The organism is Marinobacter sp. V34 (genome assembly GCF_055524115.1).
Window position 1 is genome coordinate 100,933 of the sequence record NZ_JBUPZY010000012.1, and the last position, 23,884, is coordinate 124,816.

Annotated in this window: 21 protein-coding genes and 2 pseudogenes; 17 read left to right on the plus strand and 6 right to left on the minus strand. The window is 55.8% G+C overall.

Annotation, left to right across the window (positions count from 1 at the left end):
* Positions 1 to 2 precede the first annotated feature (2 nt).
* From AC0B60_RS17870 to AC0B60_RS17900, 7 genes are all read left to right on the plus strand, one after another.
* Positions 3 to 3,470, plus strand: a complete 3,468-nt coding sequence (locus tag AC0B60_RS17870) for a tetratricopeptide repeat protein (RefSeq protein WP_465087258.1) — start codon at positions 3 to 5, stop codon at positions 3,468 to 3,470.
* Positions 3,471 to 3,481: 11 nt separating this feature from the next.
* On the plus strand, positions 3,482 to 4,006 hold the full coding sequence (locus AC0B60_RS17875; RefSeq protein ID WP_465087259.1) for a hypothetical protein: 525 nt from the start codon (positions 3,482 to 3,484) through the stop codon (positions 4,004 to 4,006).
* Positions 4,007 to 4,031: 25 nt separating this feature from the next.
* Positions 4,032 to 5,381 carry a PelD GGDEF domain-containing protein gene (locus AC0B60_RS17880; protein ID WP_465087260.1) on the plus strand — a complete coding sequence of 450 codons (1,350 nt, stop codon included), beginning with the start codon at positions 4,032 to 4,034 and terminating at the stop codon, positions 5,379 to 5,381.
* Positions 5,371 to 6,357: a HEAT repeat domain-containing protein gene (locus AC0B60_RS17885; RefSeq protein ID WP_465087261.1), complete on the plus strand. Its 987-nt coding sequence runs from the start codon at positions 5,371 to 5,373 to the stop codon at positions 6,355 to 6,357. The genes AC0B60_RS17880 and AC0B60_RS17885 overlap by 11 nt, the downstream gene beginning before the upstream one ends.
* Positions 6,354 to 7,874 carry a GT4 family glycosyltransferase PelF gene (pelF, locus tag AC0B60_RS17890; protein ID WP_465087262.1) on the plus strand — a complete coding sequence of 507 codons (1,521 nt, stop codon included), beginning with the start codon at positions 6,354 to 6,356 and terminating at the stop codon, positions 7,872 to 7,874. The genes AC0B60_RS17885 and pelF overlap by 4 nt, the downstream gene beginning before the upstream one ends.
* A complete protein-coding gene (gene pelG / locus AC0B60_RS17895) occupies positions 7,874 to 9,250 on the plus strand; it encodes an exopolysaccharide Pel transporter PelG (RefSeq protein WP_421911877.1) in 1,377 nt (458 codons plus the stop codon). Before pelF ends, pelG begins: the two co-directional genes overlap by 1 nt.
* Positions 9,251 to 9,421: 171 nt before the next feature.
* Positions 9,422 to 10,762 (plus strand): HD-GYP domain-containing protein, encoded by a 1,341-nt coding sequence (locus AC0B60_RS17900; RefSeq protein ID WP_465087263.1) that lies wholly within the window; start codon positions 9,422 to 9,424, stop codon positions 10,760 to 10,762.
* On the opposite strand, the gene AC0B60_RS17905 is transcribed toward AC0B60_RS17900, so the two are convergent.
* Positions 10,727 to 11,155: a hotdog fold thioesterase gene (locus AC0B60_RS17905; RefSeq protein WP_465087264.1), complete on the minus strand. Its 429-nt coding sequence runs from the start codon at positions 11,153 to 11,155 to the stop codon at positions 10,727 to 10,729. The two genes, AC0B60_RS17900 and AC0B60_RS17905, sit on opposite strands and share 36 nt — an antisense overlap.
* 218 nt (positions 11,156 to 11,373) lie before the next feature.
* Between AC0B60_RS17905 and AC0B60_RS17910 the strand changes: the two genes are divergently transcribed.
* The 5 genes from AC0B60_RS17910 (at position 11,374) to AC0B60_RS17930 (ending at position 15,952) form a co-directional block, all read left to right on the plus strand.
* Positions 11,374 to 11,532, plus strand: a complete 159-nt coding sequence (locus AC0B60_RS17910) for a hypothetical protein (protein WP_465087265.1) — start codon at positions 11,374 to 11,376, stop codon at positions 11,530 to 11,532.
* Between the two features lie 256 nt (positions 11,533 to 11,788).
* Positions 11,789 to 13,123, plus strand: a complete 1,335-nt coding sequence (locus AC0B60_RS17915; RefSeq protein ID WP_465087266.1) for a hypothetical protein — start codon at positions 11,789 to 11,791, stop codon at positions 13,121 to 13,123.
* 49 nt (positions 13,124 to 13,172) lie between these two features.
* Complete coding sequence (locus AC0B60_RS17920) at positions 13,173 to 14,282, plus strand: hypothetical protein (protein WP_465087267.1); 1,110 nt, start codon at positions 13,173 to 13,175, stop codon at positions 14,280 to 14,282.
* Entirely contained in the window at positions 14,272 to 15,201 is a 930-nt protein-coding gene (locus tag AC0B60_RS17925; protein ID WP_465087268.1) for a metal ABC transporter solute-binding protein, Zn/Mn family, read from the plus strand. Before AC0B60_RS17920 ends, AC0B60_RS17925 begins: the two co-directional genes overlap by 11 nt.
* Complete coding sequence (locus AC0B60_RS17930) at positions 15,194 to 15,952, plus strand: metal ABC transporter permease (protein ID WP_465087269.1); 759 nt, start codon at positions 15,194 to 15,196, stop codon at positions 15,950 to 15,952. The genes AC0B60_RS17925 and AC0B60_RS17930 overlap by 8 nt, the downstream gene beginning before the upstream one ends.
* On the opposite strand, the gene AC0B60_RS17935 is transcribed toward AC0B60_RS17930, so the two are convergent.
* Complete coding sequence (locus tag AC0B60_RS17935) at positions 15,932 to 16,684, minus strand: substrate-binding periplasmic protein (RefSeq protein ID WP_465087270.1); 753 nt, start codon at positions 16,682 to 16,684, stop codon at positions 15,932 to 15,934. The two genes, AC0B60_RS17930 and AC0B60_RS17935, sit on opposite strands and share 21 nt — an antisense overlap.
* A gap of 199 nt (positions 16,685 to 16,883) precedes the next feature.
* Here AC0B60_RS17935 and AC0B60_RS17940 point away from each other — a divergent pair, with 199 nt between their 5' ends.
* On the plus strand, positions 16,884 to 17,567 hold the full coding sequence (locus AC0B60_RS17940) for a type 1 glutamine amidotransferase domain-containing protein (protein WP_465087271.1): 684 nt from the start codon (positions 16,884 to 16,886) through the stop codon (positions 17,565 to 17,567).
* Between the two features lie 9 nt (positions 17,568 to 17,576).
* Here AC0B60_RS17940 and AC0B60_RS17945 read toward each other — a convergent pair whose 3' ends face one another.
* Positions 17,577 to 18,035, minus strand: coding sequence for an acyl-CoA thioesterase (locus tag AC0B60_RS17945; RefSeq protein WP_465087272.1), 459 nt, complete (start codon positions 18,033 to 18,035; stop codon positions 17,577 to 17,579).
* Positions 18,036 to 18,041: 6 nt separating this feature from the next.
* Complete coding sequence (locus tag AC0B60_RS17950) at positions 18,042 to 18,236, minus strand: benzoate/H(+) symporter BenE family transporter (protein ID WP_465087273.1); 195 nt, start codon at positions 18,234 to 18,236, stop codon at positions 18,042 to 18,044.
* 250 nt (positions 18,237 to 18,486) lie between these two features.
* Between AC0B60_RS17950 and AC0B60_RS17955 the strand changes: the two genes are divergently transcribed.
* From AC0B60_RS17955 to AC0B60_RS17965, 3 genes are all read left to right on the plus strand, one after another.
* Positions 18,487 to 19,437, plus strand: coding sequence for an AraC family transcriptional regulator (locus tag AC0B60_RS17955; RefSeq protein ID WP_465087274.1), 951 nt, complete (start codon positions 18,487 to 18,489; stop codon positions 19,435 to 19,437).
* Positions 19,438 to 19,904: 467 nt separating this feature from the next.
* Positions 19,905 to 20,276, plus strand: coding sequence for a transposase (locus tag AC0B60_RS17960; protein WP_465087275.1), 372 nt, complete (start codon positions 19,905 to 19,907; stop codon positions 20,274 to 20,276).
* Positions 20,165 to 21,079, plus strand: coding sequence for an IS3 family transposase (locus AC0B60_RS17965; RefSeq protein ID WP_465087279.1), 915 nt, complete (start codon positions 20,165 to 20,167; stop codon positions 21,077 to 21,079). The genes AC0B60_RS17960 and AC0B60_RS17965 overlap by 112 nt, the downstream gene beginning before the upstream one ends.
* An 11-nt stretch (positions 21,080 to 21,090) precedes the next feature.
* On the opposite strand, the pseudogene AC0B60_RS17970 reads toward AC0B60_RS17965, so the two are convergent.
* Both AC0B60_RS17970 and AC0B60_RS17975 read right to left on the minus strand, forming a co-directional pair.
* Positions 21,091 to 22,172 (minus strand): annotated as a pseudogene (locus tag AC0B60_RS17970) (IS3 family transposase).
* 152 nt (positions 22,173 to 22,324) lie between these two features.
* Positions 22,325 to 23,415 (minus strand): IS3 family transposase gene (locus tag AC0B60_RS17975; RefSeq protein WP_465087276.1). Its coding sequence is split into 2 segments (ribosomal slippage): positions 22,325 to 23,154 and positions 23,154 to 23,415, totalling 1,092 coding nucleotides; the frame shifts between segments, so codons are not numbered across the junction.
* Between the two features lie 116 nt (positions 23,416 to 23,531).
* Here AC0B60_RS17975 and AC0B60_RS17980 point away from each other — a divergent pair.
* A pseudogene (locus tag AC0B60_RS17980) lies at positions 23,532 to 23,676 on the plus strand (IS5/IS1182 family transposase); the annotation flags it as partial.
* Between the last annotated feature and the right edge of the window lie 208 nt (positions 23,677 to 23,884).

Genomic DNA, 23,884 nt, shown 5'->3' on the forward strand with positions numbered 1-23,884 from the left:
TTATGCGTCGGAACAGGGAGTCCTTTTTCAGCTTGCCGGCGCTGGTCCTTATGGGGGCGCTTATCGCGCTGGCGTTGTATCTGCTGTTTCCCCGGCAGGCGGTGTTCGAGAACCCGGACTACCTGGAAACGCCAGACGCCCTCTCCATCGCCTATCTGGACGTGCTGCTGCGTTCAGATTCAGACAACGTTCCCTTACGCCTCAGCCTGGCGCGGGCCCTGGGCACAACCGGCCAACTGGAACGCGCAGACCAGATATTGGCACCCTTGATGTCGCAACAGCCTGTGCCGGAGGAGGCCTTTACGTACTACCTGGAACTACAGGCACAACGTCTGTTTGCGATCCCCGAAGGCCCGCAGCGGGAGGCCCGGAAAGACCAACTCTTTGCCGACGCCCAGGCACTGGTCCGCCAACCCTATGAGCCGGAACGCATTCTGGAGCTGTTAAGGCCCGCTGCCAGTTGGCTGAGCCAGCCCCGTTATCTGGCACTGCTGCAAGGCATTGAGGCGCAGATGACCAGTCCCAATCAGCGGCTTCAACTGGCCCGTGAAATCGCTCGGCTGGAGGAAGCACAGTCCCGGCCCGGTACAGCTGCAGCCACCTTGCGCCCTTATATTGGCACCGTCCGCCCCGAGGCCCGCGGTGGGTTCATCGACAATATCATTCGCCTGGAGCTCGCCAGCGGCAACCCGAAAGCCGCGCTGGCACTCTTCAAGCAAAAACTCACAGACAACGGGATGTCGGAACCCGCGCTGGCCGAAGGTATCCGACTGGCAAGACTGGCTGGGTCAGCGTCGGATGAAACCACCTGGATTCAGCAACGGGCGGACCGACATCCCGGCAACACGGAGTACCAGCGAGAATTGCTGGCCGCCCAACTCGCCGTCGGAAACCCGATAGCGGCGCTCAATACCGTACGGAGACTACAGAAAACACCAGGCAGGCTCACTCGCGAAGATCGGAGAACCATTGCTGAAGTGTTCGAGTGGAACGGCCTGCCGCAGGAAGCTCTGCCTGTCTGGGTGTCGCTCTATCAGCAAACCGGTTCCACACAGGCCTTCCAACGATCCGTGGATCTGGCTCGCGGACTTTTCCAGTGGGACACATTGCGGACGCTGTTAACCGAGGGAGCCAGGCAGGAGCGTTTGCAACCGGATGGCTATATCACCCTTGCCGAGGCGTTGGTGGGTGCCGGGCGTTTCGATGATGCAAGGGAATGGTTAATGGAAGGCCGATCACGGTTTCCCCAGTCCGACAGGCTAAGGGAACGACTGCTGACGCTGCTCGTTAACCTGCGTGATTTCCCCGCAGCCATTGAACTGCTGGAAAACGAGCCACGGTTATCCGACGCCGACCGCATACAACTGGCCTCTCTTTACTGGCGCACACGGCAACCTGAACAGGCGCTGGCGCTGTTGGATTTCGAGCCGCAAGACCCGCAACTGGCCGAGACGGTTCAAATCATGCGGATGGACCTGGCGAGCAACCTGGGCAGAACCGACCTCCTACAGCGGGACTATGAAAGTATCCTGGCCAAAAGCGACGGCGAGCTTACGCCGAATTTGGAGGAGCGCCTGCTCAACCTGGCAGCCCTTTTTGAGGACTACCCAAGAGCCTTGTCATTGAGTGAACATCTTTTCCTCGAAACGGGGGAACCCCGGTTCCTGGCCGCTATCGCTGAGTACCAGTTGGCTCTCGGGCAATGGCAGGAACTGGAGCAAACCCTCGAACGCTGGCGAGCGAAAGTGCCCGCTGCCCGCAAAAACCCGCGTTACTGGTCACTTCGGGCATTGATTCACCAACGCAACGACGAGGTCCTGGCAGCGAACGATGCCTACCGCGCTGCCTGGGAGCTAGCGCCCGACGACGAAAACCTGATGATCAGTTGGGCCTGGCTGCAACTGGCCAATGCGGAACGGTTCGCCGACACCCTCAAAGCCCTGCTGGCCCGAATTGGTAATACACCATCTCCCGCCGCCTACCCGGTCCTGGCCTACGGTTACAGTGCCCTGGGCCAGCCGAGACAGGCTCTGAACTGGTTTCGTCAGGGTATGGAAACCCGCAGTGATGACATCGATTGGCTTCTGGCCACGGCAAGACTGTTGGAGCAGACAGGCGCACCCGGCGCCGCAACTAACCTGCGCCAAAAGGCGGCGGCGCAATTGCGGGAATCGCCGTCCGACCGGGCCAATCGATTTGCAGTGTACAGTGAAGAAGGGTTGCTCAGACTGGCTTGGCAGACATTGGCGACCTTTCCCCGCAGCGGCGAAGGCGACGACCCTGACCAGACGGGTTTCCGCGAAACTCTGGCGTATTTCGCGTCTAACCAGGGTGACACGCTGGTCGCCGAAGCCCTGCTACCAGCACCGGAAGGTAAAAACGAAGCGGTGCGCCGACGCATTGGGCAAACGCTTCGGTCTGCGCCGGAAAACCGTGAACAACAGGCCGACCGCTATGTCCGTCAGCTTGATCGGCTAAACAGCCCGATGACGGCAGAACAGCAACGGGTAACGACGCAGGACACAGCGAACCTACATCAGACCTTCAACCGCGCTGTTCAATTGGGTAGCCGTTGGCAGAACCTGGGTAATTTTACCGTGCAGCGCAGCGGGATAACCGGCCAGTTCAGCGAAGACGAGTTTCGTTGGCAACTGTCTGCCAACACCCTCAAGGCGGACGGTTCCGGGCGCCTGATAAGCACCCCCGGGCGCAAAACAGAGACCTCTTTCGAGGTGGACAGGCGCTCAGGCAATAGCACCTGGTCGCTATCGGCCAGCCGGTTGCCACGCTACCAGCAGGACGATCTGGCCATCAGCGCCGCCTTCAACCAGCAATGGTCTGACCGCATTGCCCTCGGCGCCGGTTATCATTTTCAGGAACGCACCCCCGATAGCGCCGAAGCCTGGTGGCTGACCCGCCGCGACCGCGCCTACGTCAGCGCGGGCTATACACCCTTTTCGCGGCTCAACCTCAACGCCCAACTTGAGCAACTGACGGTCGACAGCCTGGAAAACGATCAACTGGCGGACGGCTACGGGCTGGATCTGAATGCTACCTACACCATTTTCAGCAATGACCCCGCCTGGATCCTCAGCGCGGGCTACCGCAACCAGCAGCTATCACTGGCCGAAACCCTGCCCGCATCCACCCTTGCAGCACTGGATCAGCCACTGGAAACTGCCAGCCTGCTGACCGAGGAATACGAACGTATCGGCGTCGGCACACGCTGGTTCCATGGCTCACCGCATGCATTGTCTCGCTCGACGCCCTCCCCCCGCGCATTTCTCGGTTTGGACGCCGGTTATGTATTATCCACTTCGACAGCGGAAGTCGGTGTGGAAGTGGGTCTGGGCTGGCGAGTGCTGGGGGATGATGAACTGGCCCTGTCCGGACGCTGGTCGTCGGAAGGGCTGGACGGCAACGGCCGAACCGAATTCAATCTCACATACACGATTTACCCTGGTCGCTGAAGGAGACCGTTATGAAAACACTACGCCATAGCCTCTGGCTCACCCTGCTACTTCTGGCGGGCTGTTCGGTTATTCAGAGCCAGGAAGGCTCGCCGATTCCAAAGGACGGACAGTTTGCAGTGCTGCCACTGATTAACCTGTCACAGACTCCCCAGGCCGGAGACCAGGCCGCCAGTGTGCTGTCAGCAATCCTGAGAGCCAAGGGCAGCGAGAACGTTACTCTCTACCTGCCGGACGATCGCAACCCCCTGCTGTACGAAAGCAGCGAACGGCAGCAAACGGCCCTGGCCTCTGCCCGTGACAATGATGCTGAATACCTGTTCACTGGCACCGTTGAAGAGTGGCGCTACAAAAGTGGGCTGGATGGCGAGCCCGCCGTGGGCATTACCCTGGAGATACGCAGCGCAGACAACAATCGCGTCGTTTGGTCCGGCACTTCGGCCCGTACAGGGTGGGGCCGCGAAAGCCTCAGCGTGGCAGCCCACAAGGTTCTGGACGAGCTGGCCAACGCCATGCCGCTGACCGAAAGCCAATAACACCGCCTGAGCAACAGGGTTCACTATGGACGAAGCAGAGCAGATAACGGGCGAGAAGGTACGGGTGCCCATTGCCCTGAAGTGGCTGGAAACCCTGCTGATTACCGCGTTTTTCCTGGCGTTTAGCGTTTGGCACCGGCCGGATGATCCGTTCTATCTGACGGGGAACTTTCCCTGGCCAGTGCTGGGACCGCTGCTGGTGGGCCTGAGGTACGGCTTTTTCATGGCGCTGATTTCAGCCCTGATCATCATCGCAGCCCTGGGTTTTCACCTGCGGTTCGAAATTACCGGTGGCGCACGGGATTTTCCCTACGTGTGGACCACTGGGGTGCTCGGCATCAGCCTGTTGGCGGGTGAGTTTCGGGACTACTGGGGCCGCCAGCAGCAAAAGCTGGAAGCGAGCAATGACTACCGAGGCTCCCGCCTGGAAGAGTTCACTCGCAACTACTATCTGCTCAAAGTCTCCCATGACCGACTGGAGCAACAACTGGCCGGCAGTTCCAGCAGCCTGAGAGAAGCGCTTCGACGCCTGTACGCACAGATTGGCGACGCCGGTCAGGCCGGCCTGAATCAGGAGACGGCCTCATCGATGCTCCAGCTGCTGGTGCGTTACGGGCAACTGCAGATTGCCGGCATCTATGCCATCAATAAAGGCGTCCCCGAACTGGAACCACTGGCAACAGTCGGTCGCTTTCGCAAAGTGGATCAGAAAGATCCTCTCCTTCTGCACACACTGGCGGAACGAAAACTGGTTTCCGTTCAGACTGAGTTCCGCCAGCGTATGGGCGACCTCGACACCGATCTGCTGGCAGCCATTCCCCTGATCGATTCCGAGGATCGCTTTATCGGCGTGTGCGTTATCGAAGCCATGCCCTTTTTCAGCTTCGAGGCGCGCTCATTGCGACTCCTGGCGATCCTGGCCGGCCACATGGCAGACATCGTCCAAGAGCAGGCAGAAGTAGATGCCGGTGGTTCCTCCGAATGGCGCTCCTTCCAACGCCATCTGGCCCGAGTGGGCCGCGATGCAGAACTTTTCAACCTCCCCGCAGCATTGGTGGGCTTGCCGCTAGCCAACAACCGCAACGGCCAGTTAATCGCCGACCATATTCAGAAAGTCCGCCGCGGCCTCGATGTGGTTGCCGAGCATAAGACTGGCAACCAACGCTACCTTGTTGTTTTGATGCCGCTCACCGATGAACTCGGCCTGGCCGGCTATCTACAAAGGCTGGACGACGGACTGAGGGAACAGCTGGGGTTACATGCCAGTGATCTGGTGACACCGCAAACCCTGCAAATCCGGAATTGGGCCCAGGCCGATGAGTGGGTGCAGGCCTTCCTGTTCGACAATCAGGGAGTAACCAGCCATGGTCAATAGCTGGTTTGCATTGCTCGCACTGGCGCTGGAAACCGGCGGCGTCACCGGTCTGCTCTCACCCTCAGCGGGCAATCTTGAGCTGGCCGCTTACCTGGTCGCCCACGCCATTGCCTGTGCGCTGCTCACCCTGATCCTGCTACCGCTGATGCCGTCGCGTTATCGCGGGCAACCCATTATCACCGGTGTCTTTCTGTTCACGCTGCAGTTTGCCATCCCTTTCATTGGCAGCGTAGGTCTGGTGCTGGGCATGTTGCTGGCACTGTATCTGCCACGTTCAAGTCGCGACATACCCTGGCAGGAAGTGGACATCCCCGAACTGCCGTTCCAGCCGATCGATATGGATTTGCAGGTGGTATATAGCCAGGGCGGCCTTCGCCAGGTGCTGCGCGAGGCCAGTAGCACCGACAAACGCCTGGAAGCGCTGATGGCCACTCGCCAGATGAACGACCGGGACGCCATTGAAATTCTGCGTGAAGCCCTGAAAGATCCGTCTGACGATGTTCGGTTGCTGGCCTATTCCATGCTGGAGCAAAAGGAAAAGACCCTGGCCCAGCGGGCGGGCACTCTCCAGCAGTCACTGCAGGGCGCCGACGACCTGACCAGTGTTTCCCTTCAACGGAGGCTGGCACAGGTTTGGTGGGAGATGGCCTATCTGGGCCTGGCTCAGGGTGGCCTAAGACAATATTACCTGGACAGTTCAGGAAAACTGCTACGACGACTGGTGGCCCGCCGCTCCCAACACAACGACTGGCGTCTGCTTGGCCGTGTGGAGCTGGCCCTGGGTAACATCGACAACGCGGAAGAGGCCTTCCATTCGGCGCTTGCCGGCGGCTCGTCACCGGAATTGATCATGCCCTACCTCGGGGAAGTCGCGTACCTGCGCCGGGACTTTGATCAGGTGCGCCAACATCTATCAGCCTATCCCCCGGAGCGTTTCCACCCCGCCAACCGACCAGTTATAGAGTCATGGCTATGACATCACATCAGACCAGCGTAACCCCAAAAGCTGACATCGCCCTGTTGCTGGAAGGCACCTATCCGTTCATCCGCGGTGGGGTCTCCTCCTGGGTGCACCAGGTCATTACCGGTCTTCCGGAATACACCTTCGCCCTGATCTTTCTGGGCGGCGACCGCGCGCATTACGGCAAACAACAGTATGTTCTCCCAGACAATGTCACTCATCTGGAATGCCACTACCTGATGGACACTGAAGCCGCTGGAAAACCCCGGCCAAGGCGGGGCAACAAGGCCGCATTTGAAGCTCAAAAATGCCTGCACGAACAGTTCAAGTCCGAAAAGCCCGTACCGCCAGATATCCTCCAAAAGGTGTTTGCCGACCTGGGTCAGAAGCAGGGAATCAGCCGTGACGACTTCCTCTACAGTGAGGAAAGCTGGGAAATGATTGACGAAAACTACCGCAAATACTGCACCGAGCCGTCTTTTGTCGACTATTTCTGGTCCATCCGTATTATGCACGCGCCATTGTTCCAGCTCGCAGAGGTGGCCCGTAAGATGCCGGCCGTGCGCATGCTGCATTCCATTTCCACTGGTTATGCAGGCTTGCTCGGCGCCATCGCCAGCGAGCAGCGGGGCATCCCCTTTGCGCTCAGTGAACATGGCATCTACACCAAGGAGCGTAAGATTGACCTTTCCCAGGCCCAGTGGATTCACGACCCCACAGACCAGGTCAGCGGTACGCTGAACGAGCAGTTGGGGTATATTCGCAGACTCTGGATCCGCTTTTTCGAGGCCCTGGGGCGCCTGGCCTACCAGCAGGCAGACCCGATTGTGTCGCTGTACCAGGGCAACCAGCAAAGGCAGTTTCAGGACGGCGCACCGCCCGAACGTACCTGCATTATCCCCAATGGCATTGAACCCACCCGCTTCGATGACGCCAGGAAAGCCCGCCCCGACCGCATTCCGAAAGTCCTGGGATTGGTCGGGCGGGTTGTCCCCATTAAGGATATAAAAACCTTTATCCGTGCCATGCGCTCGGTCAGCGACACCATTCCCGACGTGGAGGGCTGGATCGTCGGCCCGGAAGACGAGGACGAAGCCTACGTGCGTGAGTGCAAGGAACTGGTGGATAGCCTGGGCCTCAACCATCGAGTGAAATTCCTGGGATTCCAGAACGTCAACGACATTCTTCCCCAGCTTGGGCTGATGGTGCTGACGTCCATTTCCGAAGCATTGCCACTGGTAATCCTGGAGGCCCACGCCGCCGGCCTGCCCTGCCTGGCCACCGATGTGGGCGCCTGCCGCGAGTTGCTGGAAGGCGCCAGCGACGAAGACCGGAAACTGGGTGCCAGCGGTGCCGTGGTGCCCATCGCCGACCCTGAAGCGACCGCGCGGGAGGCTGTGCGGCTGCTGTCCAACCCGGAGCAATGGCAACGGGCCCAAAAAGCGGGACTGGAACGGGTACAGAAGTTCTACACCCTGGAAAGCATGTTCGGGGCCTACCGTTCCATTTACGACAGGGGGCTGCACGGCTAATGGCAGGCATCGGTTTCGAGATTCGCCGCATCCTCAAGCGCGACAGCTTCCTGAACCTGTTCGAGGCCTATGGCCTGGCCGGTATCATCAGTTCCGGCCCCTGGGTACTGTCAGTGCTCGGCGTCATGCTGATCGGGGTGATCAGTTTCACACTGGCGGTATCTGATACCGAGGTGGTTCAGTTCCTGGTATCGGTGACCTACCTGATGGCCGTCTCCCTGACCCTGTCGGGCCTGTTCCAGCACGTCTTCACCCGCTGGGTGGCAGACCGGCTTTACGCCAAGCGCAATGACCTGATCCTGCCCAACCTGATGGGGCTTATCTGGGTCACCACGGTGCTGTCCCTGGGGCTGGGGTTGATGGCCATGGTGCTGTTCTTCAACGACACTTCGGTACTGTACCGCCTGCTGATGCTGGCCAATTTTGTGGTGCTGTGTAACCTGTGGCCGGTGACCATCTTCCTGTCCAGCATGAAGTCCTATCGTCGCATTGTGGTGGTGTTCGCACTGGGTTACGCCACTGCCGTGGTCAGCTCCATGGTGTTGTCGCAATTTGGTCTCGAGGGGTTGCTGGCTGGCCTTCTTCTGGGGCACAGCCTGCTGTTCTTCAGCTTCTTCTACACCATTATCCGGCAATATCCGGGTGACCACTTCATCCGCTTTGATTTTACCCGGCGGCGGCAGATCTTTCCGGCGCTGATCCTCACCGGTCTGCTGTTCAATGCGGCGGTGTGGGCCGACAAATTTATCTTCTGGTTTCATCCGGATACCTCTCAGCCCATCATCGCCAGCCTGCGTGCCTCGGTGATCTACGACCTGCCCATCTTCCTGGCTTACCTTTCGATCATCCCCGGTATGGCGGTGTTTCTGGTTCGTATGGAAACTGACTTTGCGGAAGCTTACGAACGTTTCTACAACGCCGTACGGGAGGGCGACACTCTGGAGCGGATCAATCGCTTCCGGGACCAGATGGTCATCGTGGCCCGCAACGGCATTTACGAGATCTTCAAGGTGCAGGGGCTCACGGTCATAGTGATTTTTCTCTGGAGCGAGGAAATCCTGGCGGCCATCGGAATATCCCCTCTGTACCTGCCGCTATTCCACATTGACCTGGTTGCCGTTGGCATCCAGTTACTGTTGCTGGCGATCCAGAACGTGCTGTTCTACCTCGACGCACGAGGCATAAACGTCACTCTTTGTGCACTGTTTTTCTTCGGCAATATTGCGTTTACGTTTATCACTATCGAACTGGGAGCGTCTTTCTACGGCTATGGCTTTGCTGCCGCCGCCCTGCTCGCAGCGCTGACCGGCCTGTGGCTGCTGTCGCGCAAGTTCGACAAGCTGGAGTACGAAACCTTCATGTTGCAGGGACGGTAGCGCATGCTAGGCTGAAATGACCGGCACGTTTTCTTTTGGTTACAGCATTTGACACTATTTTAGGATTCAAGCGATACACGGGCGTAGCGTTCACTCATACTTTGGTTGGGGCGCACAAACCCAGAGTTTGATCGGGCGATCGCGCCAATCCTGGCTTCGAGAAAACCGACTATGCCAATGGGCCGAGAAGACATCGTAGAGACTGAAATCCCTGTATCCCAGCTGGCTATAGGGATGCATGTGGTTCGTCTGGACCGGCCGTGGGAGGATACCGATTTCCTGCTGCAGGGCTTCATTCTTCAGACTGAGGAAGATGTGCTCGCCGTGCAGCAACAGTGCGAAACAGTCATCGTGGAAGGGCGTGTACAAGTCGCTCCTACTACCGAGAGACAGCAGTTGCCGGTGAGCAAACGTAAAACGTCTGTTAAGGCAGGCCCGTCCGACATCTCTCAATCGTCTTCCTCCATCCCCAAACGAAAAGTCACCTACGTCAACAAAGTAGACGCCCGCCGGGAGATGGCAACGGCACGAATGAACTATGCCGATGCCAAAGCCACGGCAAAAAACATCATGTCCAGCCTTCGCCTCGGGCGCACCCTGGAAATGAACCAGATCCACCAGGTGGTGGATGATTGCGTCGACAGCGTGCTGCGTAACGACAATGCCCTTTTGCTGCTTACCAAGATCAAGAACAAAGACGAATACACAGCTGAGCACTGCATCAACGTATCGATTCTGTCCGCAGCGTTTGCCAAGCACCTGGGACTGCTTGAGGGGGAAATCCGCACTGTCGCGCTGGGAGGCCTGCTTCACGATGTCGGCAAGATGCGCATCGATGACGAAATTCTGAACAAGCCTGGCGCCCTCACGCCCGAAGAGTTCGCCGTGATGAAAAACCACACCACATTTGGTCGCGATGTGCTTGCGGCGCTGCCGCGTCTGGCACACTCAGCCGTCGATGTTGCTTATTCCCATCACGAACGAATGGACGGAAAAGGCTACCCACGAGGACTGGCGGGGCACCAGATTCCATTGTTCGCGAAAATCGTGGGGCTGGTCGACACCTACGACGCCATCACCAGCTCCCGGGTTTACGACAAAGGCCGCGCGTCTATGGAAGCTCTGCAGATCATCCACCGCAACAAGGGAGCCCAGTTCGACGCGGAACTGGCGGTGGAATTCATCCGCATGGTCGGCGTCTACCCGCCCGGTTCCATCGTCGAAATGACCAACGGTGAGGTAGGCATTGTCGTGGCCACCCATCCCACCAGTAAGCTCAAACCGCGAGTACTACTGGTGCGGGACGCGAACAAGCAGCCGCTGGGCACGTTCCGCGAGGCAAACCTGTTAAAAGAAACACCGGACGAAGCCGGACAACCCTACAAGATTGCCCGGGAAGTGCCGGACGAGAGCTACGGCATCGTAATGAAGGACTTCATCGAACAGGGCATTCTCAATCGTAAAGCACCGGAAGTATCAGCCCCGGTCGATGACAGCCATAGTGAGTCTTGAGACACAGGTCAACTTGCCTTCCTCGTTTTCCAGCTTAATTTCCCATACCTGCGTTGTGCCGCCGATATGAACCGGGCGCGCGGTTCCGTAGACCCAGCCCTTGGTAACGGAGCGGATGTGGTTGGCGTTGATGTCCAGCCCTACGGCAATCTGGTTCTCCTTACGCAAGCAATAATTGGCCGCCATGCTGCCCAGAGTCTCCGCTAACACCACCGATGACCCACCGTGGAGAATGCCAAACGGCTGCACCGTGCGTTCATCGACCGGAATCCGGCCAATCACGTAGTCATCGCCAATTTCCACATACTCAATACCCATGGTCTCGACAGCGGTGTTTTTACTGGCTTCGGCCATTTGTTCCAGGGTGGGGATACTGCGGGTCCAGATTGCCATCGACTGCTACCTCCTAGTGTTGTGGGCCCTGTAAGCTGAGGTGCCCCAAAGCTCTTTAGTGTATACAGATAGGTAGCGAACGACCATAGGATGGGCATGCTATTAAGGTGTTCCACCAAACAAGACCAACCACACCTCAATTTGTATTGATAATCGTTTGCATTTGTGATTTTTGCTGCTAGTCTTTCAGTGAGTCTTGGCAAACAGGAGAAGGCGTGATGAGCCGCACAGCAACTCAATTGGCCGGTAACGCCAGCAGCATCTTTCAGGCGTGGCTGGATCTGAAACAGCAAGCCGGTCACAGCACGCGAAACCGCACCAATCAGGGACAAACAGCGTCCGGAAGTACCCGGAACAAATCACAGATGTCCCGCTGAGCATCCCGGTGGCTTACTGACGCCCAATCGCCGGGTACTCGGAACCCCCTATTCTCTCTGTTAGATACCGCCCCACCTAATTCCGGATAGGGGCGAGGATCTGAGATCTATCCTACCGAGAATTCCACTCTTCACATTTAATATGTTATAACATAACATTAATATCAAAACCGCCCAGCTTCTCGCACTGTTTCAGGATCGGTTTAGTCTACTTTCAAAACGCAATGTTATAACGTTAATAATAAGGAGTTTAACAATGAGTACCGTATATTCCCCGTTCGCCGACAAGAGCTGGATATCAGTTCGTCGGTCGCCACTTGTTCTGGCGCTTTCCACAGTTCTCATTGCAGGCTGTGGCGGCAGCAGTTCAGACAACGAAGACGCCCACGAGCACACGGATATCGATACCGCCGGACGTCTCGCACTGTTCGACACCGATGCCAGTGCCGTAAAAGTGCTGGACATCGACGACAACGGTCACACCCTGGCTACGTTCGAAATAACCGGAGAAGCACCCAGCCTGTTCGCCAGTCCCGATGGCCGTTATGGGGTCATCATCCAGCGTGGCGACAACCTTGTTTCGTTCTTCGACAGTGGCCTGTACACCGAAGATCATGGCGACCACATGCATGATTACGCAGAAACGCCAAGCATGCTAAGCCTGACACTGAACGATAACCGGCCCACTCATTATTCTCTGGGCGATGACCGGGGGATTGTTTTCTTTGATGGATCGGAAGCCGCCAGCTCAAAAGTCACCGTTTTCAAGGACGAGTCGCTTGGTGGCGGAGCCGCGAAAGCCTCTCTGGACCTGGACAACAGCATGCATGGCGTTGCCAAGCTCGAGAGCGGCAAACTGTTTGTCACCTACCGCGACGCATCTATTACCGACACCACCCTGCCGAGCCAGGTTGAGCGCTACGATTTCGCCGACGGTGCATTCCAGTTTGAGGAACGCTACAGCGAAACCTGCCCCCTGCTTCACGGTGCAGGAGCCAACGACCATGTAATTGCGTTCGGATGCAGTGACGGCGTCCTGGCTATTGATCTGCATGACGCCTCGCACCCAGCGACTAAACTCGGAAACCCGGAAACTCTGGCAGACGGTGCCCGAATCGGCACAATAGAAAGCCATCACAGCGTTGAGGAATTGGTCGGTATTGCCGGTGACCAGCTTTTCGTGATCGATGCCGAAGCTGCAACTGATAATTACCTCGAGCTGACGATCGGCGAAGGTATCAGCCTTTTAGCTCAAGGCTTTGATGCCCACGGCGAGATCTTCTATGTCATGGGCGACGACGGCAAGCTGCGAATTTTCGATCCCTCTGACGAATGGAGCCTGGTCGCAACTCTTGATGTCACAGACCCTGTGTCAGACACAGCTGCAGCTCCTGCCATAGCCCAATCAGCCTCCGAAGATCGCCTGTTTGTGTTGAACCCCGACGATCAGACCATCACCGAGATCGACACGCACGACGGCAATATCGTTCGCACGATCAATCTGGACTTCGACGCATCCGGCCTGATCTGGCTTGGCTTACCCGACAGCGATCATTTCCACGACGACCACGATCATCATCACGAGGAATGACACCTGTGATCGCTTCCGCAACACCTAATCCTGCAGTCAGAGGACCGCTATGAAAAACATAAGCATTGGTGCCAGCGCTCTCGCGCTGGCCCTGCTCCCATTCGCCTCCATTCAGGCCAACGAGCTGAACCCGGATGTGAGCGTAATTCTGGATGGCTACTACAAACAGAACCAGACGGCTCTGTCACACCGCGACCAGGGCTTTGGCCTTGGTCATACAGAACTGTCCCTGTCTTCACCCATTGATGACCTGTTTGAGGGCCGATTGACAGCGGTCCTGGAAGATCACGAAGGTGAAACTGAACTGGGGCTTGAAGAAGCCTTCCTGCAAACCACCAGCATGCCCTACAACCTCAGCATTCGTGGCGGGCGGTTCCTGTCTCAGGTGGGTTACCTGAACAGCCGCCACCTCCACGAAGACGACTTCATCGAACGCCCGGCAGCTTACCGGGCTCTGTTGGGAAGCCACTATTTTGACGATGGTCTACGCCTGAACCTCTTACTCCCCACGCCTTTCTATTGGCAAGTCGGCGCTGAGGCCTTTGATGGCGGCAGACTCTCCGAGGGTGACGAAGACATCGGCGTCTATACCTTCAATACGCGGGTCGGGGGTGATCTTTCCATCTCACAGAGTTGGCAGGCAGGCTTTTCCTACCTGAATAACCGTCAGACTCATGGCCACACCGAAGATGATGACGATCATGATCATGACCACAGCGAGCACTCCCATAGCGCCAGTTATACAGGTGAAAACCTTTACATCACCGATCTGGTGTGGAAATGGGCTCCGGGCGGCAACAACCGACAAAGGCAGCTGACGCTGAGCGGTGAGTATCTGTACGCCGACAATCTGAATGAGTATGCCACTTCTGACGATGTTCACGAAGGATGGTATGCATCGGCGGTATACCAGTTCGCCCCTCAGTGGTCCGCGGGTGCCCGTTACGGACAGGTGGAGCTACAGGATGCTCACGGCGACCATTTCCACGCTCAGGAACTGAAGGATACGGACGTCATGCTGGCCTGGTCGCGCTCACACTTCTCAACGATCCGGTTGCAGTACACCCACCAGGATGCAGAGGGATTTGATCAGGCCGACAACACTCTAATGCTGCAATACGTGATGAGCTTCGGAGCGCATAGTGCCCATGGATTTTAAACAGCTCTTATCGGGCCTACTGCTGGGGCTGGTCATTACGCCAGCTCAGGCAACTCTCAACGTATTTGCCTGCGAACCTGAATGGGCGAGCCTTGTGCGGATCCTGGTCCCGGATGCGAACATCCACACCGCGACCACGGCCCTTCAGGATCCTCACTATATTGAAGCGAGACCCAGTCTCATTGCAGCCATGCGACGTGCCGATCTTGCTATCTGCACTGGCGCTTCACTGGAAGCAGGCTGGTTGCCTGCTCTGATCAGCAGGGCATCTAACCATGAAGTGCAGCCCGGAAAACCGGGGTTGTTCTTTGCTGCTGAACAAGTGCACCTACACCAGCCTCACGAACACGTAGACCGCAGCATGGGTGACGTCCACCCGGAAGGTGACCCTCACATCCATCTGGACCCTCAGCGTGTGCCAACGATCCTTGATGCGCTGGCAGACAAAATGGTTGGACTGGCACCCGAGCAAGCAAACGTTATCCGCTTGCGCCAGCAACAATGGAAGGTTAACTGGCGCCTGAAAACCGCCCAGTGGCGTGACGCAGCCAGGCACCTGGAGGGCATGTCCGTGGCGGTTCAACACTCCACATTCGGATACCTTTTGCGTTGGCTCGGTATTGAGATGGCCATTGACCTGGAGCCCAAACCGGGCCTGCCACCAAGCGCGTCCCATTTAAACAAGGTGCTTTCAGCACCGGCGCTTCCGGAGTTGGCGTTAATTCTGATTGCCACCTATCAGGATGAGCGCCCGGCACACTGGCTTGCAGCAAAGGTCGATCGTCCGGTTGAAGTGCTCCCCAGCACCGTCACCAATGAGGCCGCAACCGATGACCTTGCGGCGCTGATCAGTCATATCATTGGCCGCCTGGAACACTACCATTCGCAGAGCCCGAAGGAACGTGCCGGCAATGGATAGCTGGCTGTGGCTGCTGACCCCGCTGGGCGCAAGCCTGCTGATGGCCCTTTGTCTTGTGCCCCTGGGCTTCCGGGTACTGGCGCGGGGTGTGGTCTTCGCGGACCTGGCGATCGCCCAGTGGGCGGCACTCGGGTCGCTGGCCGGGATGTCACTGTTGCCGGACCACTCCGTTGCAGGTCTTCCAGTCAGCGGGCTGTTATTTGCCTTCATCGCCGTTGCGATGGTGCATCTGATCCTGAAATGGGTACCGGAGCACCGCGAAGCCATGATTGGCATTCTCTACGTCGTCGGGGCAAGTTTCGCCACTCTGGTGGTCAGCAACTACCCCCATGGAGCACAGCAACTGGCCAGAACCCTGAACGGGGACCTGCTGTGGGTCACCGGCTCAGCACTGATACCGCTATCTATCATAACCGCTGCCGTGTTGATGTGGCAGAGGTCAGCGTCAGCAAGCGTACGCTCCTTATTTTTCCTGCCTCTGTTTGCCGTGGCCGTGACCACGACCGTTAACCTGGCCGGAATCTACGTCGTTTTTGCAACCCTGATTGTTGCGCCGCTGATGCTCTGTTTTCTTCGTGGACGCGGCATTATTGCAGCCTCGGCATACTGTTTTTCAGGACACGGCGTTGGATTATGGCTATCCGCCAGTGAGGATATTCCAGCGGGCCCTGCAATCGTGGTTTCCGTGATTGCCTGCAGTTTGTTCGGGGTGATCACTACAACACACCCCTCACTCCGTTCCGACATATAGCTGCGTGTACTCACGAATCAACTGCTTGACCCGACCAGCACTGACCAAGTGGTACAAACGGTCGGCTATGGCTTCCCGCAATTCAAATGTATTGCACGGTGATGCCTTTGAAAACGTAAAAAAAAGACCCTCTCTGCTGACAGGAGGCTCCAACGCCTCAAACCGGTCCGTAACGCCCAGGCTGTCCAGCTTCACCTGCCCCTGCAGCACCTCGTAAAGAACGTAATCCACCCGGCCGGCAAGCGCCATCCGGAAAGATTGCTCAATACTTCTCACCCCTTCTATTTGGAGGTTGGTGTCTGCATAACGATCAAAGTTCTGGCCAAAGCTGTTGTTGATCAGCGTACTGCCACGCTTTTCCAGCAGGTCTGGCCAGTGGCGATAAATAAACTCACTCCCTTTGGGCACCCAGACAGCTGCGGGTAGATGGGTGATCGGAGGGAGCAGGTAATCCATGTAGCCAATACGCTCTGAGGTGATGAACGCGCCCGCTACCATATCGATGTCACCCTTGCGGGCCATGTGCTGAACCCGGGCCCAGGACCCCAGATCCCGCACGATAAGCTCTAGCCCCATGGGCTCGACGATTTCCCGCAACAGCGCCGGTACGGCACCTACCAGAACACTCTGAGCCTCTGTGCTTCGCCACAGCAGGGGAGGGTATTCGGGGTTACCGCTCACAGTCAGCGTTTTGCATTGAGAGCCCTCAGCCGCCTGGACTGCAACCGGCATGATTAGCACCGCAGCCCAGAGACAAAGCGTACAGAACAGTCGTAACGTTTGTTCAAACAGTTTTTTCAACATCACCCCGCCATGAGTGCTCTGGTTCGATCGCTCGTCCGCACGGTTGAATTCCAGCCGGATCACCGCAACAAACAAGATTATAAGGCAGTTGTCAGAATACATCCCTAGATCAAGAAGGACAGATTACATGAAAGTACTGATGGTTCTCACCTCGCACGATCAGATGGGAGACACCGGGCACAAGACCGGCTTTTGGCTGGAAGAGTTCACCGCCCCCTATTATGTATTCAAAGATGCCGGTGTCGACATCACAATCGCCTCCCCCAAAGGTGGTCAACCTCCCGTCGACCCCAACAGCGAAACCGACGACGCACTGACCGAGACCACTCGCCGTTTCCAGCAGGATGCCCATGCCAAGGAAGCCCTCGCCAGCACGAAGAAATTGGCGGATGTGGATATGAACGACTACGACGCCCTGTTCTACCCCGGAGGCCATGGCCCACTGTGGGATCTGGTGAACGATGACAAATCGGTCGCCCTGATCAAAGCAGCCCACGAACAGGACAAGATCATTGGCGCTGTTTGCCATGCCCCTGCCGTATTCAGAGACGTCGAGATCAAGCCAGGACAGAACCTCGTCGGCGGTCGAAATGTCACGGGCTTCAGCAACAGCGAGGAAGAGACCGTTGGCCTGACCAACGTCGTGCCGTTTTTGCTGGAAGACATGTTGAAGGAGAAAACCGCCACCTACACCTGCGGCGACGACTTCACCCCGCACATCGTGGTGGACGGCAAGCTGATCACCGGGCAGAACCCGCCCTCCTCGGAAGGCACTGCCAAGGCGGTGATGCAGGCCTTGCAACAAGGCTGATCAGCGTTCCTAAACCCGCTCCCCGGCGTGACTGATCAGCACACCGGGAGCGCCCTCCTCCAGCGCTTCCCGGATTTCATCCGGCACCGGCGTCTTCTTCATTTTCGAAGGCTGGATCAGCACGTAGGTGATATCCGCCTCCGCTACCAGCAGTTCATCCCCGTAACGATAAAATTCAAGGTGTACCGTGAACGAGGTGTTGCCGATCCGGCCTGCTTTAACTCTGGCCTCCAACACATCATCGAACCGCGCTGGCGCCCGATAGTTCACCGTGAGGCTCACTACCTGAATGTCCAGATCCTGATCCAGCAGGTTCTGGTAATCCCCGAACAGAATGCGGATGTATTCGTTGACGGCAATGTCCACGTAATCCGCGTAGCGTGCATTGAACACCACGCTCTGGGTATCGCATTCACCATAGCGGACGCGAAAACGGAAGCGAAAGGGCTGGTTGATCGATTCAGTCATGGCCACTCAATCTGCGAAATGAATCCCCCCCAGCAGCGCCAGCCCCGTGAGTAACGCAACGAAAGCAGCAGGCAATGAGGTAAACAGACTGACGATGGTACCTACAAACAGGCCACCCACGAGATAGAATACCGCGTCTCGACCACCAAGACAGAAATGCCTTCCTTGTCCGATGCATGAATCATGCACTTCTTTCGCCACCTAAAGGAATTTAGCAACACCATGCTCAACCTCTTCTGAGAAATTTACGTTAGACTGTTTCATCAGCTGCCCCCAATAGTGGCTCTTTGTTGCCTGGCTTTTCGCCTTCAACGCAACCCCCGACGTTGGACGGGGTAGGTGAAGCTACCATACCTAATTCATGCTGCAGATGCCTGTTGCAATACCTGCCGAGTTCATGTAGCTTTACAATTCAAAAATATAAAATAAGAGACCGGGGGGGGATATAAAGTTGTTAACTAACGTTTTAAGTCGGTCAACAGTTTTCAGATCCGCTCATCCTGAAGTAGTATCGGAATTTGTAAACAAAAAAATTGGCCGTCATACGATTGAAGTAAAAAACTACGAAACAGCTCAGTCATGTTTAAGCTTCGCAGAATTTTCCGAGCTTAGGCTGACCTCTCTTTCTTATGGTGCCGAAGTAAAAATTAGGAGCCCTGAGCTAGAAAGGGTATTCCACTTGCAAATAATAACGAAAGGTAAGTGTGAAGTCACTTTTAAGAACGAAGAAGTTCTTTTGGAAAAAGGTGACGCAATAATGTTAAACCCTAACGAGCTAATAATACTTAATTATTCCTTTGATTGCGAAAAATTGATCATCAATATACCTGAAAGCGCAGTGCAGTTCTCCGTTCTTTCTGACCGAGGCTGCATTCCAAAATCAGGCATTCGTTTCAAGCGACTTCCAGTAAACCTTTTTCGTTTTCCGTCACTAGCAAAACTCTTCGAGACTGTGTTTCTAGAGGTTGAAGATTACAACTCCGACATTTTCTGCACTTTTGATCCATACAAAGAAATTATTGTAAGGAAGTTGCTTTGCACATTTATCAGCAACGTCCAACTAGGTAGCGGCAATACAAACATTAACCCCTACATGGACAATATCACTCAGTATATTGATGACAACCTAAAAAATGACATCAGCATAGATGAGTTGGCTTATATTTCAAAGGTTAGCGTTCGCTCAATTTATAATATGTTTTCGGCCTCGTTCTCAACAACCCCAAGAAATTATATAAAGAACAGAAGACTTCAGAAAGTCAGAGAAAAATTGCTGAGCGGCGCCGCGAGGAATGTTACGGAGGTTGCGCTCGATTATGGATTTATGCATTTGGGCCGACTGTCTTGTGACTATAAAAAATTGTTTGGCGAGTTGCCTTCGGAAACCAAAAGAACTGTTTGATTTTTGAAGCGTAAAAGTTACATTTTCTGCTTGAAAGTGGGTTTACTAATGTCTGAGTCCTTGCTTCGCACTACTCGCTGACCAAAACCGTTCACACTGTGGCAAAGGGGTCACAACTTTCCGAACGCAAGCGTTCATTCCACGACATAGTTAATCTTTTTACTTTACATTACAGATGTCCTATAAGAAGCCCTAATTGAGATCTTTTTCTGTTTCTTGCCATCGTCATCCAGCACGATCACACTTTTTCTGTTGATCTTGGTGACAATACCCAGCACAGGACGCTCCCGGCATTCTAAGGTTACTTTAGGCCAACACGCTGTTGGCTCAGCGCCTGCAGGTTTTCCCTGTTCTGCAATTTATCAATGTGTATGGGTGGCGTGAATCTATCAACGCTCGTAACGAGCTTGTGGAGTTCCCCCAGTGTAGTGGACACGCATCGATAACTCCGAAGAGGGAGAAAAGCGATGCCTGCAATGAACACGGGGAAGAAGACTCAAAGGTACAGCATAGAGTTTAAGGTCAAAGCGGTGGAGTGGAGCTGCCAGGCTCACCGGAGCGTGAAAGGTGTAGCGGAAGCGCTGGATATACACCCGTTTATGCTGTCACGCTGGCGAAAGGAATACCGAGAGGGAAAGTTCGCCATGAAACGGGTCAAGAAAGCGCCAGCCGGTGCCAAAGAGCTGATGAAGGAACGGGATGAGATCAATCGCCTGAAACGCCGAATATCGGAGCTTCAGGAGGAAAACGACATCCTAAAAAAGTTTCAACGTTTTCAGGCCGAGGAACGACGGAAGCGTTCCGATTCGTCTGGAAACACCGGGGAGAACACGGGGTAAAGGCTCTGTGTTGCCACCTGAGCATCTCCCGCTCTGGTTACTACGCCTGGGCAAGCCGGAAGCCCAGCCGAAGAGCCGCTGAAAATGCCGACTTGCTGCTAAAGGTCCGCCGGATTTACAACGATAGCAAGGGCCGGTACGGCAGCCCCAGGGTGTATCAAGCACTGCGCCGTGAAGGCGAAGTTGTTGGTGAGAATCGGGTTGCCCGATTAATGCAGAAATGGGGCATGAAAGCCCGAGTCATGCGCGTTTACCGCCGCATGACGAAGCTCAGGGAGGACTTGAAGGCTCTGCTAAATCACCGGCTGGATGCCGAGAAGCCAGTCGCTGTAAACCAGCACTGGAGCAGCGATGTCACCTACATCAAGCTGGGAAAGAAGTATGTGTTCCTGGCGGTCGTGCTGGACCTTTACTCACGACGCATCATCAGTTGGCGATTGGGTGAAAGCCTCAGTGCAGACTTCGCTCGGGCCACACTTAGGGAAGCTTTTATATCCCGAAAGCCCGCCTCCGACCTGTTGTTTCACACAGATCGTGGTATCGAATATCGCGCCCATAAGACCCAGGCGCTGCTGAATCAACATCGGGTACGGCACAGCATGAACCGACCGGGACAGTGCACGGATAATGCGGAGGTGGAGTCCTTCTTCAAGACGTTGAAGGGAGAATTGCTGCACGCCACCAGCTTCGTGACGATGCGGCAGTTACGGAAACATATAAGTAACTATATTGAGCGCTTTTATAACAGCTTACGGCTGCACAGTAGCCTTGGTTACCGGACTCCGATAGAGTTCGAAGTGTAAACATCCCTGTTTCAGTTGCACCGCTGATTAGAGTTTTCCGCCCGTTGGTGTTTCGCCAGGTATTCCCATGGCGTCAGGTCTTCCAGTGAATCGTGGGGACGCTCATCGTTGTATTCCGTCATCTAGGATTCGGTCAGTTCTCGGACTTCGGTGAGGTTCCGGAAGACATACATGTTCAGGATCTCGTCCCGATAAGTCCGATTAAAGCGCTCAACATACGAGTTCTGAGTGGGTGTGCCTGGCTTGATAAACTCCAGATCGATACCGTGTTGTTCAGCCCAATCTGCCAAGGCAATCGAGATGAATTCAGGGCCGTTATCCATGCGTAGTTTGGCCGGGTAACCTCGCCAAGCAATGATGCGCTCCAGAACTCGTATGACCCTCGGTGCTGGCAGGTTCAGGTCAACCTCGATAGCCAGTACCTCCCGGTTAAAATCGTCCACCACGTTAAAGGTGCGAAACCGGCGACCACAGAACAGACTGTCGCTCATGAAATCCATGGACCAGCATCGATTAACGGTGACTGGCACGCTCAATGGCTCCGGGTTTCGTGTCGGGAGTCGTTTCTTGCCCCGTCGTCGTTTGTTCAAGTTGAGTGCGCAATACAGCCGGTGTACCCGCTTGTGATTCCATCCGTGACCCCAGCGTCGCAGCACCTTGAACGGCTTGCTGAAGCCGTAGGCGGGATAGCGTTCAGTCGCGCTTTGAAGTGCTGCAATCACCGATTCATCCCGGGAGGTATCCGGTCGATACCGGTACACAGAGTCACTGATGCCAGCGATTCGGCAGGCCCTGCGGATGCTGACACCGTGAGCCTGCTTGAGGTAATCCACCAGTTCTCGTCGAACGGCTGGCTTTACAGCTTTTTTTCGATCACATCCTTCAGCAGCTTGTGATCCAGGCTCAGCTCAGCGTACATCTGCTTCAGACGGCGGTTTTCCTCTTCCAACTCTTTGAGGCGCTTCACATCAGAGGCCTCCATGCCGCCGCACTTGGATTTCCAGTTGTAGTAGGTCGCATCGGAGATGCCGTACTCCCGGCAGACTTCCTTGACCAAGCGGCCGCCCTCGACTTCCTTCAGGATCTTGACGATCTGTGACTCGCTATACCGTGATTTTTTTCATGTCGCTCTCCGTTTGCCTCATTGTAGGCCGGAGAACTCTAATTACGCATGCACCGATTCTAGGGGATGGTTACAGAAGGAATGGTAATCCCCCCATTTTTAGCAGGGATCAAAAGTAGACCTCAGGCCGCCATGGCCAACTTCTGTTGAGGGGTAATCCCTCCAAGTCCCATATTGGGTCGCTCGTTATTGTAGTGCCAGAGCCACCGAGTGGCATACTCCTGGACAGCCTCGGTACTGGCGAACAGATACTGAGCCAGCCAGTCGTAACGCACAGTTCGATTGTAGCGTTCGATATAGGCATTTTGCTGAGGCTTACCCGGCTGGATAAATGCCAGCTTGATATCCTGTTTTTCCGCCCAGGTTGCGAGTTTGCCGCTAATGTACTCCGGGCCGTTGTCACAGCGTATCGACCGAGGTTTTCCTCGCCACTCGATGATCTTCTGTTCGAGCGTTCGGATAACACGCTCTGCTGGCAAGGAGAAGTCGACCTCAATGCCGAGACCTTCCCGGTTGAAGTCATCAATGATGTTCAGCAACCGATAACTGCGCCCATCGTTGAGCTGGTCATGCATGAAATCCATCGACCAACTGTCGTTGATGGCTTCCGGTACAACTAGGGGCTCGGGTTTCTCTCGAACCAGGCGCTTCTTGGGCTTGATACGCAGGTTCAGTTCCAGCTCCCGATAAATCCGATAGACTCGTTTGTGGTTCCAGGCAAAACCTTTCACATTGCGCAAATGCAGGAAGCACAGGCCGAAGCCCCAGTTCCGCTGGTTGTGGGTTAGTCTGATCAGCCAGTCCGCAATCTCGGCATTCTCGCTGCTGAGCTTGGCCTGGTAGCGGTAGCAGGTCTCGCTGATGCTGAACATCCAGCAAGCCAGACGAATACTGACGCGTTTCTCACTGACGACTTTCTGCGCCATCTCACGACGACGAGACGGCTTTACCACTTTTTTTCAATGGCTTCCTTGAGGATGTCCGACTTGAGCCGCTCCTCGGCGTACATCTTCTTGAGTCGGCGGTTCTCGTCCTCCAGCTCTTTCAGGCGGGCCATCATGGACGCATCCATACCGCCGAACTTGGCGCGCCACTTATAAAAGGTCGCACTGCTCATGCCGTGCTCACGACACAGCTCCGGGACCGGTACACCGTTCTCGGCTTGCTTCAGGATCGACAGGATCTGGCTGTCGGAAAAACGTGACTTCTTCATGCAGAATCTCCCTGCGTGTAGCTTACGGAAAATTCTACTTTTGATCACCGCTGTTTTTCGGGGGGATTACCGAATCAAATGATGGGGCGTGTCCATTTTTTTGGGGGAAGTCCAGCTTGCAGTTACTCAAACACATGTACGCGCTGTCAGATCAGCATGCGGTTCCGTCATCGTATTTGTGAAGACGGTGCCTGCGAGCTTCTCAAAATGAACATAACCCTAGGGCAGAACACCCGCCTCATTGCGCCGAAAAGTCTGAGAGGTCGCGACGCCCTGCTCGGCAGCGCCTTGTATCCGATTATTGTCCATCTGCTCACGGTTTGCGCTTCACTTCGTTCGCTGTGGCCAGCTGACGGCAGGACTTTCACCTCCAGGAGTGCGCCCATGCCGGGCGCACCAAAAAAAACCCCGCAGAGCGGGGCAAAGAGTGTGCGGAGACGCACATGTAAAAGTCAGAGTTCCAGCGCAA